General features: G+C 40.1%; 14 protein-coding genes. 13 read left to right on the forward strand and 1 reads right to left on the reverse strand.

Annotation, left to right across the window (positions count from 1 at the left end; all coding sequences use genetic code 11):
• Positions 1 to 2 precede the first annotated feature (2 nt).
• From rpsM to D0T50_RS08220, 7 genes are all read left to right on the forward strand, one after another.
• Positions 3 to 383: a 30S ribosomal protein S13 gene (gene rpsM / locus D0T50_RS08190; protein WP_163223039.1), complete on the forward strand. Its 381-nt coding sequence runs from the start codon at positions 3 to 5 to the stop codon at positions 381 to 383.
• An 11-nt stretch (positions 384 to 394) separates the two neighbouring features.
• Positions 395 to 784, forward strand: a complete 390-nt coding sequence (gene rpsK / locus D0T50_RS08195; protein WP_007212088.1) for a 30S ribosomal protein S11 — start codon at positions 395 to 397, stop codon at positions 782 to 784.
• A gap of 113 nt (positions 785 to 897) precedes the next feature.
• Positions 898 to 1,503: a 30S ribosomal protein S4 gene (gene rpsD, locus D0T50_RS08200; protein WP_163223040.1), complete on the forward strand. Its 606-nt coding sequence runs from the start codon at positions 898 to 900 to the stop codon at positions 1,501 to 1,503.
• An 11-nt stretch (positions 1,504 to 1,514) separates the two neighbouring features.
• Complete coding sequence (locus D0T50_RS08205) at positions 1,515 to 2,507, forward strand: DNA-directed RNA polymerase subunit alpha (protein ID WP_163223041.1); 993 nt, start codon at positions 1,515 to 1,517, stop codon at positions 2,505 to 2,507.
• Position 2,508: 1 nt separating this feature from the next.
• Complete coding sequence (gene rplQ, locus D0T50_RS08210) at positions 2,509 to 2,994, forward strand: 50S ribosomal protein L17 (RefSeq protein WP_163223042.1); 486 nt, start codon at positions 2,509 to 2,511, stop codon at positions 2,992 to 2,994.
• 105 nt (positions 2,995 to 3,099) lie between these two features.
• Positions 3,100 to 3,519 (forward strand): hypothetical protein, encoded by a 420-nt coding sequence (locus D0T50_RS08215; RefSeq protein WP_163223043.1) that lies wholly within the window; start codon positions 3,100 to 3,102, stop codon positions 3,517 to 3,519.
• A 77-nt stretch (positions 3,520 to 3,596) separates the two neighbouring features.
• Positions 3,597 to 4,130, forward strand: coding sequence for a DUF4159 domain-containing protein (locus D0T50_RS08220; protein ID WP_163223044.1), 534 nt, complete (start codon positions 3,597 to 3,599; stop codon positions 4,128 to 4,130).
• Positions 4,131 to 4,182: 52 nt separating this feature from the next.
• Here the strand turns inward: D0T50_RS08220 and D0T50_RS08225 are convergent, their stop codons facing one another.
• Complete coding sequence (locus tag D0T50_RS08225; RefSeq protein WP_163223045.1) at positions 4,183 to 5,997, reverse strand: MutS family DNA mismatch repair protein; 1,815 nt, start codon at positions 5,995 to 5,997, stop codon at positions 4,183 to 4,185.
• Between the two features lie 114 nt (positions 5,998 to 6,111).
• On the opposite strand from D0T50_RS08225, the gene D0T50_RS08230 reads away from it, so the two are divergent.
• The 6 genes from D0T50_RS08230 (at position 6,112) to hutH (ending at position 13,187) form a co-directional block, all read left to right on the forward strand.
• Positions 6,112 to 6,744 carry a DUF6563 family protein gene (locus D0T50_RS08230; RefSeq protein ID WP_163223046.1) on the forward strand — a complete coding sequence of 211 codons (633 nt, stop codon included), beginning with the start codon at positions 6,112 to 6,114 and terminating at the stop codon, positions 6,742 to 6,744.
• Positions 6,745 to 6,861: 117 nt separating this feature from the next.
• Complete coding sequence (locus D0T50_RS08235) at positions 6,862 to 8,850, forward strand: urocanate hydratase (RefSeq protein ID WP_163223068.1); 1,989 nt, start codon at positions 6,862 to 6,864, stop codon at positions 8,848 to 8,850.
• A 13-nt stretch (positions 8,851 to 8,863) separates the two neighbouring features.
• Positions 8,864 to 9,766, forward strand: coding sequence for a glutamate formimidoyltransferase (gene ftcD, locus D0T50_RS08240; RefSeq protein WP_163223047.1), 903 nt, complete (start codon positions 8,864 to 8,866; stop codon positions 9,764 to 9,766).
• Between the two features lie 9 nt (positions 9,767 to 9,775).
• Entirely contained in the window at positions 9,776 to 11,032 is a 1,257-nt protein-coding gene (hutI, locus tag D0T50_RS08245) for an imidazolonepropionase (RefSeq protein WP_163223048.1), read from the forward strand.
• Positions 11,033 to 11,064: 32 nt separating this feature from the next.
• Positions 11,065 to 11,694 carry a cyclodeaminase/cyclohydrolase family protein gene (locus tag D0T50_RS08250; protein ID WP_163223049.1) on the forward strand — a complete coding sequence of 210 codons (630 nt, stop codon included), beginning with the start codon at positions 11,065 to 11,067 and terminating at the stop codon, positions 11,692 to 11,694.
• Positions 11,691 to 13,187 carry a histidine ammonia-lyase gene (gene hutH, locus D0T50_RS08255; protein WP_163223050.1) on the forward strand — a complete coding sequence of 499 codons (1,497 nt, stop codon included), beginning with the start codon at positions 11,691 to 11,693 and terminating at the stop codon, positions 13,185 to 13,187. The genes D0T50_RS08250 and hutH overlap by 4 nt, the downstream gene beginning before the upstream one ends.
• The last annotated feature ends 51 nt before the right edge of the window (positions 13,188 to 13,238 follow it).

The following is a 13,238-nucleotide window of genomic DNA, read 5'->3' on the forward strand; positions in this document are numbered from 1 at the left end:
ATATGGCTATAAGAATAGTTGGTGTAGATTTACCTCAAAATAAGAGAGGTGAGATTGCGTTAACCTATATTTATGGGATTGGACGCAGTAGTGCAGCTAAAATATTAGACAAGGCTGGAATTGATAGAGATATTAAAGTAAAGGACTGGACTGATGATCAGGCGGCTAAAATACGTGAAGTAATTGGCGAAGATCATAAAGTGGAAGGTGATTTACGCTCTGAGGTGCAATTGAACATTAAGCGATTAATGGATATTGGCTGCTATCGTGGAATTCGTCATCGTATCGGTTTGCCGGTAAGAGGTCAAAGCACAAAGAACAATGCGCGTACACGTAAGGGTAGAAAGAAAACGGTTGCAAATAAGAAAAAAGCTACTAAATAATAATTGTTGATATGGCAAAAAAAACAGTCGCAGCAAAGAAGAGAAATGTTAAGGTAGATGCAAACGGACAATTACATGTTCATTCATCTTTCAACAATATTATTGTTTCTCTGGCTAATAGTGAAGGACAGATCATTTCATGGTCTTCTGCAGGTAAAATGGGATTTAGAGGTTCTAAGAAGAACACTCCTTATGCAGCGCAAATGGCTGCTCAAGATTGTGCTAAAATTGCATTTGATCTTGGCTTGAGAAAGGTAAAAGCATACGTAAAAGGACCTGGTAATGGACGTGAGTCTGCTATTAGAACAATTCATGGTGCTGGTATTGAAGTAACAGAAATAGTTGATGTAACTCCACTACCACATAATGGTTGTCGTCCTCCTAAAAGACGTAGAGTATAATCTGAATTAAAACGATGTAACTTGAATTTGTTTTAGGATTGCATTAATTTCTCTCTGCAATCGCGGCTGCAACAAACGCAAGTTCATGATTAAACAATTTAATAAAAAAAGAAATGGCAAGATATACTGGACCTAAGTCAAGGATTGCGAGAAAGTTTGGTGAAGCAATTTTCGGACCGGATAAAGTTCTTTCAAAGAAAAATTATCCTCCCGGGCAACATGGAAATTCACGGAAAAGAAAAACTTCTGAGTACGGAATTCAACTTCGCGAAAAACAAAAAGCAAAATATACTTATGGTGTATTAGAAAAACAATTCCGCAACTTGTTTGACAAGGCTGCAACTAAAAAAGGTATTACAGGTGAAATCCTTCTTCAAATGCTTGAAGGACGTCTTGATAATATCGTATTCCGTTTGGGAATTGCTCCTACTCGATCGGCTGCTCGTCAGTTGGTTTCTCACCGTCATATTACTGTAGATGGAAAGGTTGTAAACGTTCCTTCTTATGCGGTAAAACCAGGTCAACTTGTTGGTGTACGGGAGAGATCGAAGTCGTTAGAAGTTATCGCTAACTCTTTGGCTGGTTTCAACCATAGCAAGTATGCTTGGTTGGAATGGGACGAAACCTCAAAAGTAGGCAAATTATTGCATATTCCTGAGCGTGCAGACATCCCCGAAAACATAAAAGAACATTTGATTGTAGAATTGTACTCTAAATAATAATTAATTTCATGGCGATATTAGCATTTCAAAAACCTGATAAAGTATTAATGTTGGATGCGGATTCAAAATTCGGAAAATTTGAATTTCGTCCGTTGGAGCCTGGCTTTGGTATTACAGTAGGTAATGCGTTGCGCCGTATTTTACTTTCTTCATTAGAAGGGTACGCTATCACTACTATTAAGATAGAAGGTGTTGAGCATGAATTTGCAAGCATACCAGGAGTAAGAGAGGACGTGACTAACATTATCTTAAACCTGAAACAAGTTAGATTCAAACAAGTAGTTGAAGAATTTGAGAGTGAGCGAGTAAGTATCACTATAGAGAATTCGAGTGAATTTAAGGCAGGTGACATTGGCAAGTATTTGACTGGATTTGAAGTGTTAAATCCTGAATTAGTTATTTGTCATTTAGAGGCACAAGCGTCTATACAGATTGACATTACTATCAACAAAGGTCGTGGATATGTACCTGCTGAGGAAAACCGCGAGTACTGTACTGATGTAAATGTCATTCCAATTGATTCGATTTATACACCGATCCGTAATGTAAAATACTTGGTTGAAAATTTCCGTGTAGAACAAAAAACCGACTACGAGAAACTTGTTCTGGAGATTACAACTGATGGTTCCATACATCCGAAAGAAGCACTGAAAGAAGCAGCTAAAATCCTTATTTATCATTTCATGCTGTTCTCAGACGAAAAAATTACGCTTGAGACTGCTGATATTGATGGTAATGAAGAGTTTGATGAGGAGGTTCTTCATATGCGTCAATTATTGAAAACAAAACTTACCGATATGGATTTATCAGTACGTGCCCTCAATTGCTTGAAGGCTGCTGATGTTGAAACATTGGGAGACTTAGTGCAATTCAATAAAACTGATCTGCTAAAATTCAGAAACTTTGGGAAGAAATCGCTTACCGAGCTTGATGATTTGCTGGAAAGTCTGAATCTGTCGTTTGGAACCGATATTAGTAAATATAAATTAGATAAAGAATAAGATGAGACATAATAAAAAGTTTAATCACTTAGGTCGTACTGCTTCTCATAGAAGTGCTATGTTGTCGAATATGGCATGTTCTTTGATTAAGCACAAAAGAATCACTACGACTGTAGCAAAGGCTAAAGCGTTGAAAAAATTTGTTGAGCCTTTGATCACTAAATCAAAAGATGATACAACCAATTCTCGCCGTGTTGTATTTAGCAACTTGCAAGATAAATATGTTGTAACAGAACTTTTCAAGGAAATATCAGTAAAAATTGGTGATCGCCCGGGTGGATATACTCGTATTATCAAAACTGGTAATCGTTTAGGTGACAACGCAGAAATGTGTTTTATTGAGCTTGTTGACTACAACGAAAACATGTTGAAGGAAAAAGCTACAAAGAAAGCAGGACGTACTCGTCGCTCTAAGAAAGCAGCAACCGAAGCTCCTGTGCAAGCAGTTGAAGCTCCTACTACTGAAGAAGCACCAGCAGCAGAATAATTTATTAGCATATATCAAGAAAAGCTATCCTAATAGGGTAGCTTTTTTTGTATATTATTATCTCACTGAGTTTTATCTCAAAATTCACGGAGAAAAAATTATAGAATGAACATTTCTTACCCTGGTTTGTTCTCAATTAATAAAGTAAAGAAAATAATGCCATTTGTACGATTCATATTATTGAGCACTTTAATGATGCTGTTTTGTAGTACTGTTAATGCAGCACCACAAAACAAATATGCTATTGCCGAAAATGTGTCTGCTTTAGATGAATGGCAAGGTGTCTCGCTTGAGGCAGAGTTTGGCGGTATTTCTTTGTTTAATAGTTCTATTTCTTTTATACAAGTGCGCTGTATAAGAGCTGAGGATACAATACATAGCCATCGCATAATGTTGCGACAAATTTCAAATCGTCAAACTAGTCTCTCAAAACAGCAAAAATCTATTGACTGTAATTTACTACAAGCGCTTGTACACCCGCACAGTGAATTTACGTTATTTACTTTGCGGCATCTTATCATTTAGCATTTAGTTGTTATGTATTGCACTGTCTTTTTGATAGTGAGCTTAAATTATTACAAACAATTAAATCAAACAAAATTATGTCATCAAAAATAATGGATGCAACTTTGGTTACATCTGCACCAACTGATATTACAAATCGCATCAATACTTTTACACTTGTTCAAGCACTTGCTATTATTTTTGCAGGTGTAGTTATGCTAATTAGCGCGAATAAAATAGATGAAAATGCCTTTATATTGAAGGCGGTTTTAGAGATTGCCGGACTACTTATAATTCTTCTCGGTGCTGTCCGATTTATGAGTAAGCCAATGATAAAAGTTTACCTGCCTACCGGAAGTGCGGCTCAGGAGTTATCTCTCTTTTTTGACTTGAGACATGCCGATGAACTGAAAAAATGTATTAATAGCGGCATTTTTCCAACTAACGGGATGTCTGGGAACGACGAAAATGGTAATTTGCGTATGGATATTATACTTTCTAAGGATGGACAGTTTGCAGCCGTCCAACTCTTCCAGTTTATTCCTTATGCATATAAACCTATTACAGAACTACAGCGTTTCACGAGTGAAGAAGCAGAAAAGCTCAATTCCTTTTTGCAGTTTATTCGTTAACAAAAAACATTTCTTCAAAGAACGGGGAAACAGAAGCTAATATAAAGTGGGGTTAGTCATCGATAACGGCTATCCCCATTTTTTTCATCAAGAAACAGGCATTCATATTTTGAACGACTCCCGGTTTCATGCGGTAGGGAAAGTGCAGTTCGTTCTCTTTAATTTCGGCTTCAAAGCAAAAATTGTTGATATTATTAGGAAAGTCTTCTACAAGTTTACCCAGTTGAATGTCGTGTGTTGCAATGATGCCGTTGGTTCGAAGGGCTAATAGCTGACTGATGAGGGCAAGGGATCCTTTTTGTTTATCAAGCGAATTTGTTCCTTTTAATATTTCGTCGAGGATGATGAAGAGTTTTTCGCCAGCTTGTAATTTTTCAATGATTAGTTTCAGGCGTTTTAACTCAGCAAAAAAATAAGACTCATTATCATTGAGCGAATCGGTTGTTCGTAAGCTAGTAACAAGTTGAGTAGGACAGAGGGTCATTTGCTTGGCAAATACGGGCGCCCCTATGCAACCTAGGAGAAAATTCACGCCTACAGTACGTAGGTAGGTGCTTTTGCCTGCCATGTTTGCACCTGTTATAATGATAAAGAAGGGTCGTTTGCTTATTTCAATATCATTCTGTATGCATTTATCTAACTTCATTAATGGGTGTCCCAGTTGTTTAGCTTGTAATATAAAGTTTTCTTCCACTATTTGGGGATAAGTATAGGATGGGTTGTTATAGGCAAAGGTTGATAGCGAACAGAGTGCATCAATTTGCTTGATAGCTTCAAACCAATGGGGGAGATCTTTGGCGGATTTTTCTTTCCAATTTTCAATGCGGATGATTTGACGGAGCTCCCAAAGAAACAATCCGTTCAAGAGGAAATTCATCAGTAGATTGTTACGTTGATCAAGTGTGTGCATCAAACCAGCCAGCTCCTTAACCGTTGCCGAAGCTGTTTTATTCTCATTGGCTACAAGAGATTTCGCTTGATTCAGTAAAGACGATCGCATCTCTCTTTGCTCAATTAGATGAATTAACTTGGCATATGTTCCTATGATTTGCAATTTCTTTCCAAATTTACTTTGAATTCGTCCAATCTTTTTGGACAACAAGATACTTAGGAAGAAAAAACCAATGAAGACGCTACTAAAGACACTGAGCGAAACTATATTTGCTAACATCAGGCCGGCTAGTGCTGCATTTATTGTAAATGCCAGCGTTGGTAACACTCGGAAAATGCTCCTGTTCTTATAGATTTTCGGCTCATTTGCCCATTCTATAATTTCTTCCTCATCGGTTGTTTCGTCTTTATAGATTAATCCTAATATCCGGAATTTTTGTCTGAATTGTATATCAGTACTTAATTCCTGAACAGCCTTTTGTCTTTCTTCAATCTCTTTCTTGTTGGTCGAGTGGTTAGCAAGCCATTCTGCCAATCTTCTTTTTCCTACTTCAGTACAGGTTCTGTTAATAAGCTGAAAGAGTGAATGCTCTCCAAATAAATCCAGATCCAGTGAATAGAGATGCTCCGTATCGAGAAATTCTTTTCCGTCCTCAAAATCTGAAAAATCATGATTTAAAGCACGAATTTCTTGTTCGTTTATGGCAATTTTAGTTTCCAGATATTCCTTCTTATAGAACAATTTATTGTGTTTAACTACCAATAGAAGAAAAGGAATAATTGTAGCGACAATGATTAACGATATAATTGATATTCCCATTCCCCAAAAATGAATAACCCCACAAACTCCTGCTATGACTAAGACTAAACGGATGGTTCCTATACGATAAATCTCTTTTTGTACTTTGCTGAGCTTTTGTCGACTTTTGTCAGCAATGTTTTCGTATATTGCTTTGATGTTGTTAATTTGTTCCATTTTTGATCATTTAAAGTACAAATATACGATTTAGCATAAGCTTTTTCGTCAAAAACTTGGTCAAGTGCATGAAAGTTTCTAACTTTCCAAAGCAATTTCAAGACAACGTTTCAAATGAAAAAGTATAGTTTATTAATGTTGCTAAGTTTGCTCGTTTTTACTGGGAGTGCCCAAACGATTGCATATAGTACACGTAAAGACCTAGCCGCTAAAAAGGGAGATACCATAGCTGCTGCACGCGAAGTTATGGTTGTGAAACGTTCAAAGGCTCAGATGATGATGAAAAGTGGTGGCGATTTTAAGATAACCTCCGTTAAGGAATCGCTAAATAGGTCATTTCGTACTCGTTATCACGCTGTGTGGGTAGATGGTATTTTTTATGTAAACTGCCGGAAGCTTAAAATGAACAAACTGTGGTTTGGTAATTTTTATGCACAGGCTATGTGGGTTGGCGATAAGATATATTTTTCAGCATACCCATTAGGCGCTGCTTCTCGAAGTCTATCAAAAGATGATGAGATACAAATGGGCGAATTTGGTGATGCTATCAATAAATCAACTTATGCAGCTAAACGCGTTGTCTATGAACTCGATCCACATACTGGTGTTGTTACATTTGTAGGTCGGGAAAAAATGCGTTCAATGTTAGAACCTTATCCGTTGTTGCAAGAATCTTTCGCTAAAGAAAACTCTGAGGAGTTTCATGTCATAGGAAAGTATCTTCGGGAAATAAACAAAGAGTTCTGACTTTTTGTTAATCTTCTACCCTTTTCTTGCGTATTTGTCTTTTTGTTTTTATCTTGCAAGCAGTTTATTTCTGCTTTCTTCTGACAGTTTGTCTTTTTAGACCCAAAAGAATCTATGATGAAAACAACGCTTGAAAACAAAATGCCTACATATCCTTCTTTTGTTAAGGGTATTCGGCGTGCGCCCAGCCGGGGCTACACCTTAACACCTGCTCAAACCGAAATCGCGCTCAAAAATGCGCTTCGCTACATCCCCTTGGAATTGCACGAAGCTTTAGCTCCCGAATTTATGGAGGAGCTTCGTACACTTGGGCGGATTTATGGTTATCGTTTTCGACCACCCGGTGATCTGAAAGCAAAACCTATAGATGCTTACAAAGGTAATTGCCTTGAAGGTAAAGCCTTTCAGGTGATGATTGATAATAATTTGTGCTTTGATATTGCACTTTATCCCTATGAGTTGGTAACCTATGGTGAAACCGGACAAGTCTGTCAAAACTGGATGCAATATTTGCTTATTAAACAATACTTGGAACAGATGACTAGTGAACAAACACTTGTCATTGAATCGGGACATCCGTTGGGATTGTTTCAATCCAAGCCCGATGCACCGCGGGTTATCATTACAAACTCCATGATGATAGGGCAGTTTGATAACCAAAAGGACTGGCACATAGCTGCGCAAATGGGTGTGGCAAATTATGGGCAAATGACGGCAGGTGGCTGGATGTACATCGGACCACAGGGGATTGTTCACGGCACTTTCAATACTTTGTTGAATGCTGGACGAATGAAACTTGGTGTACCACAGGACAAAGATTTGCGTGGGCATTTGTTCGTTTCCTCTGGACTTGGAGGTATGAGTGGTGCGCAGCCCAAAGCTGCCGATATTGCTGGTGCCGCATCAATCATTGCCGAAGTTGACTATTCTCGTATTCAAACCCGTTATGAACAAGGATGGGTAGCGCATGTTGTTTCTGACAAGGGCAAAGCCTTCCATCTGGCGCAACAAGCAATGGAGGCCAAAGAGCCTTGCTCTATTGCTTATCATGGAAATATTATCGATTTACTTGAATATGCTCAGGAAGAGGATATTCATATTGACTTGCTCTCAGACCAAACTTCTTGTCATGCGGTCTATGAAGGTGGTTATTGTCCTGCCGGACTTACATTTGATGAGCGCACACAGTTGTTACGTACTTCTCCTGCTACTTTCCGTAAAATGGTAGATGAATCGCTTTGTCGGCACTTTGAAGTAATCAAGAAGCTAACTTCATGTGGTACTTATTTCTTTGATTACGGCAATTCTTTTATGAAAGCAATGTATGATGCCGGTATAAAAGAAATATCACGCAATGGTATTGATGAGAAAGATGGTTTTATCTGGCCTAGTTATGTAGAAGATATTATGGGTCCTGAGCTTTTTGATTATGGCTATGGTCCCTTCCGATGGGTGTGTTTAAGTGGCAAGCATGAAGATTTAATAAAGACCGACGAAGCTGCTATGGAGTGTATCGACCCGCATCGTCGCGGACAAGATATGGATAATTATATATGGATTCGCGATGCGGAAAAGAACCAATTAGTTGTTGGAACACAAGCCCGCATTCTTTACCAAGATGCCGTGGGGCGTATGACAATTGCTCTTCGTTTTAATGAAATGGTCAGAAAAGGCGAAGTAGGTCCTATTATGTTAGGCAGAGACCATCACGACGTGAGTGGTACCGATTCTCCTTTCCGCGAAACTTCTAATATAAAAGATGGTAGCAATGTTATGGCAGATATGGCTGTGCAATGTTTTGCTGGTAACTGTGCACGAGGCATGAGCCTTGTTGCATTACACAATGGTGGTGGTGTAGGCATCGGAAAATCTATCAATGGTGGCTTTGGCATGGTGTGCGATGGTAGCGAACGAGTAGACGAAATCTTACGTTCAGCGATGCTTTGGGATGTTATGGGCGGTGTAGCTCGTCGTTCATGGGCTCGAAATGACCATGCTATGCAGACGTGCGCGGAGTTTAATGTCTCTCACGGAACGCAATACCATATTACCATGCCGTTTGTGGCAGAAGAGGAGTTAATAAAGAGAGTAATAAAACAACAATAACAGAGCAATTACAATGAACCTGAAACAAATCATCGAATGCGTACCTAACTTTAGTGAAGGGCGCGACTTGGAAAAAATAGAAAAAATAGTAGCTTCGTTTCGTGCCAAAGCAGGTGTTAAACTTCTTGATTATAGTAATGATGAAGATCATAACCGATTGGTAGTAACTGTGGTAGGCGAACCTCAAGCGCTTGCCGATGCTGTTATCGAAGCTATTGGAACTGCGGTTGATCTGATAGACCTTACTCAACACCAAGGACAGCATCCGCGTATGGGAGCAGTTGATGTTGTGCCTTTCATTCCTATTAAGAATGTAACAATGGAAGAAGCCATCGCACTCTCGCGCAAAGTAGGCGAAGAAGTTGCCAAACGCTACAACCTTCCGGTGTTTTTGTATGAGAAGTCGGCAACAGCATCGCACCGCGAAAATCTAGCAGCTATTCGTAAAGGCGAATTTGAGGGCATGCTCGATAAGATAAAACAACCTGAGTGGAGACCCGATTTTGGTAATCCCGAACGCCATGCTACTGCCGGTAGTGTAGCAATTGGTGCACGTATGCCATTAGTTGCATACAATATAAACCTTGATACCAACAACTTAGACATTGCCACAAAAATAGCTAAGAACATCCGTTTCGTAAATGGCGGATTGCGTTTTGTTAAAGCAATGGGTGTGGAATTGAAGGAGAGAAATATTACACAGGTCTCTATTAATATGACCGATTTCTCGAAGACCGCCTTATATCGTGCTTTTGAACTTACTCGTATTGAAGCAAGACGTTACGGTGTTACTATTGTAGGAAGCGAAATTATTGGGCTTGTACCCATGGAAGCGCTTATTGATACTGCTTCGTATTACTTAGGGCTGGAGAATTTCTCTATGGAGCAAGTTTTGGAAGCTCGAATCATGGAATAAAAACAACAAATGGGAGAGAATCTAATTATTTTTAATGCACGGATTGCAACACCACACGGACACTCCGCCCGGAAAGGCAGTGAGATGTCTGAGCTGCACGTTATAGAAAACGGTACGGTAGAAGTTACCGACGGTATCATTACGTACGTGGGTGTTGCTCGTGGCAATGAAAGAGCTGGCTATCATCGTGGTTTCTACCAATACGATGCTAACGGTAGGTGTTTATTGCCCGGTTTTGTCGATTCGCATACCCACTTCGTTTTCGGTGGCGAGAGGAGTGAAGAGTTCTCTTGGCGGCTGAAGGGAGATAGTTATATGTCTATTATGGAACGTGGTGGAGGTATTGCCAGTACGGTAAAAGCTACCCGCAAGCAGTCGTTTGTGGAGTTGCGAAATCGTGGCAAGAAGTTCTTAAAGAAGATGACCACTATGGGAATTACTACCGTAGAAGGTAAGAGCGGCTACGGCTTGGACAAAGAAACTGAACTCCTGCAACTGGAAGTAATGGCAAGCTTAAATAGTGATGAGCACAAAGCTATCGATATTATATCTACTTATCTTGGTGCGCACGCGTTACCCAAAGAATATGCCGGAAGAGGTGATGAATATATTGAATACATCATTGCCGAAGTGCTTCCCGAAGTAAAGCGTCGTGAACTGGCGAGTTGCTGTGATATTTTTTGTGAGAAAGGTGTGTTTTCTGTAGAGCAATCGCGCCGTCTGCTTACTGCTGCTAAAGAAATGGGTTTTTCTTTAAAGCTTCATGCCGACGAGATTGTGACTTTGGGTGGTGCCGAATTGGCTGCCGAACTTGGTGCTTTATCTGCCGATCATTTGTTGCATGCCTCCGATGATGGGATTCGGGATATGGCAGCGACCAATGTGGTTGCTACATTGCTGCCCCTAACAGCTTTTTCTCTGAAAGAACCCTACGCCCGTGCCCGCGATATGATAAATGCCGGTTGTGCGGTAGCATTGGCTACCGACCTAAATCCGGGAAGCTGTTTTTCGGGCTCTGTTCCACTGACAATTGCTTTAGCATGTATCTATATGGGGCTTTCGGTGGAGGAAGCAATTACAGCTTTCACCCTCAACGGTGCTGCAGCTCTTGGCAGAGCAGATAAAATAGGCAGTATTGAAGTTGGTAAACAGGGTGATATGATTTTACTGAACTCTTCTAAATATGAAGTGCTGCCTTACTATGTGGGTATGAACTGCGTAGAAGTAACCATAAAAGGAGGGATACTTTATATCAATGAAGAATAATGCATTTTAATAAACAACCAAAAATAAAAAATATGTTAGTAGATTTAACCGTAAAGGATTTCTTGGAGAAAGTAGCGAGTAATGAACCAATTCCCGGAGGTGGAAGTGTAGCAGCGCTACATGGAGCAATAGCTTCTTCGCTAACTGCAATGGTTGGTGGTCTTACAATTGGCAAAAAAGGTTACGAAGAGCATACGGAGCTGATGGAACATATTGTTGAACAAGCCAGAGATTTTATGAATGCACTTCAACATGAAATAGACCGTGACGCGGAAGCATACGATAAAGTATTTGCATGCTTTAAAATGCCGAAAAGTACTGATGAAGAAAAAGCTGCTAGAAGTGCGGCTATCCAAGATGCGACCCGGTTTGCTGCGGCAGTGCCAATGGTGGTAGCCAGTAATGCCTGCGAATTAATGGATTTCATAATGGATGTTGTATTATTAGGCAACCGCAATGCAATAACCGATGCTTGCGTAGCGATGATTTCGGCTCGTTCGGCCGTATTGTCAGCACTGCTTAATGTACGTATTAACCTGACTTCTATAAAAGACAAAGAGTATGTTGCCTTTATGAAGGAAGAAGCCGATAGGCTTGAGGAGAAAGCTTTAGCACTTGAGTCAAAGGTAATACAACTTGTAAAACAAGAGCTTGAATCATGAAAAATGTGTATTTCGTAGGTTCCGGTAAGCTTACATTCGAACTTATCGAGAAGATTATTAATGAAAACCTGAAGTTAGAACTAGCTCCCGAAGCAAAGTTCCGCATTGAGCGATGCCGTGAGTATTTAGATCAAAAAATAGAAGAATCGGACAAACCATTGTACGGTATTACTACTGGCTTCGGCTCATTGTGCAATCGTAATATTTCGTTGGACGAGCTTAGCACGCTGCAAGAAAACTTAGTGAAAAGCCATGCGTGTAGTGTAGGTGATGAGTTGCAGCCGGTTATTATAAAACTAATGATGCTGTTGAAAGCACATGCCTTGTCGTTAGGACATAGCGGTGTACAAGTAATTACTGTGCAACGTATCATTGATTTTTTCAACAACGATGTGATGCCTATTGTGTACGATCGTGGCTCACTTGGTGCTTCGGGTGACCTTGCTCCGCTTGCCAATCTCTTCTTGCCGCTTATTGGTGTAGGTGATGTGTACTATAAAGGACAAAAGCGTGAAGCGATGAGTGTACTCGATGAGTTTGGCTGGGAACCTGTGAAGCTAAAAAGCAAGGAAGGTCTTGCGCTGCTTAATGGTACTCAGTTTATGAGTGCAAACGGTGTTTTTGCGTTGCTCAAAGCATTCCGTCTCTCCAAGAAGGCCGACCTTATTGCTGCTCTTTCCTTAGAAGCATTCGATGGTAGGCTGGATCCGTTTATGGATTGTATTCACCAAGTTCGTCCGCACAAAGGACAAATTACCACAGCAGAGAATTTCCGCAAGTTATTGGAGGGTAGTGAACTAATCGTTCGTGAGAAAGCACACGTACAAGATCCGTACTCGTTCCGCTGCATTCCGCAAGTACATGGTGCTACCAAAGATGCTATAAACTACGTGGCATCTGTGTTGCTTACCGAAATCAATTCCGTAACCGATAATCCTACTATCTTCCCCGACGAAGATTTAATTATCTCCGGTGGGAACTTCCACGGACAGCCATTGGCAATCTCCTATGACTTCCTGGCTATTGCTTTGGCAGAGCTTGGTAATATCTCCGAACGCCGTGTGGCACAACTAATCATGGGATTGCGGGGGTTGCCCGAGTTCTTGTGTGCTAATCCGGGGTTAAATTCCGGATTTATGATTCCGCAATATACAGCTGCTTCTATGGTAAACCAAAATAAAATGTACTGCTTTGCTACTTCCAGTGATTCCATCGTTTCGTCTAACGGACAAGAAGACCACGTAAGTATGGGTGCTAATTCGGCAGTAAAGCTATTCAAGATTATGAATAACCTTGATCACATCTTTGCCATTGAATTGATGAATGCTGCGCAAGGGATTGACTTCAGACGACCTGCCCGCACATCGTCACTGCTTGAACGTTTCCTGAATGAATATCGTAAAGAAGTGCCTTTTGTGAAAGATGATATTGTGATGTATAAAGAAATACATAAAACTGTTGCATTCCTGAATCGCACGAAATTTGATTATTGATTGAGAGTCAACGCTATATAAGTAAGAGCGTTAGTGTGCTGTGAAAAGGCT

It is taken from the genome of Bacteroides sp. 214, assembly GCF_010501015.1.
Lineage (GTDB): Bacteria > Bacteroidota > Bacteroidia > Bacteroidales > Bacteroidaceae > Bacteroides.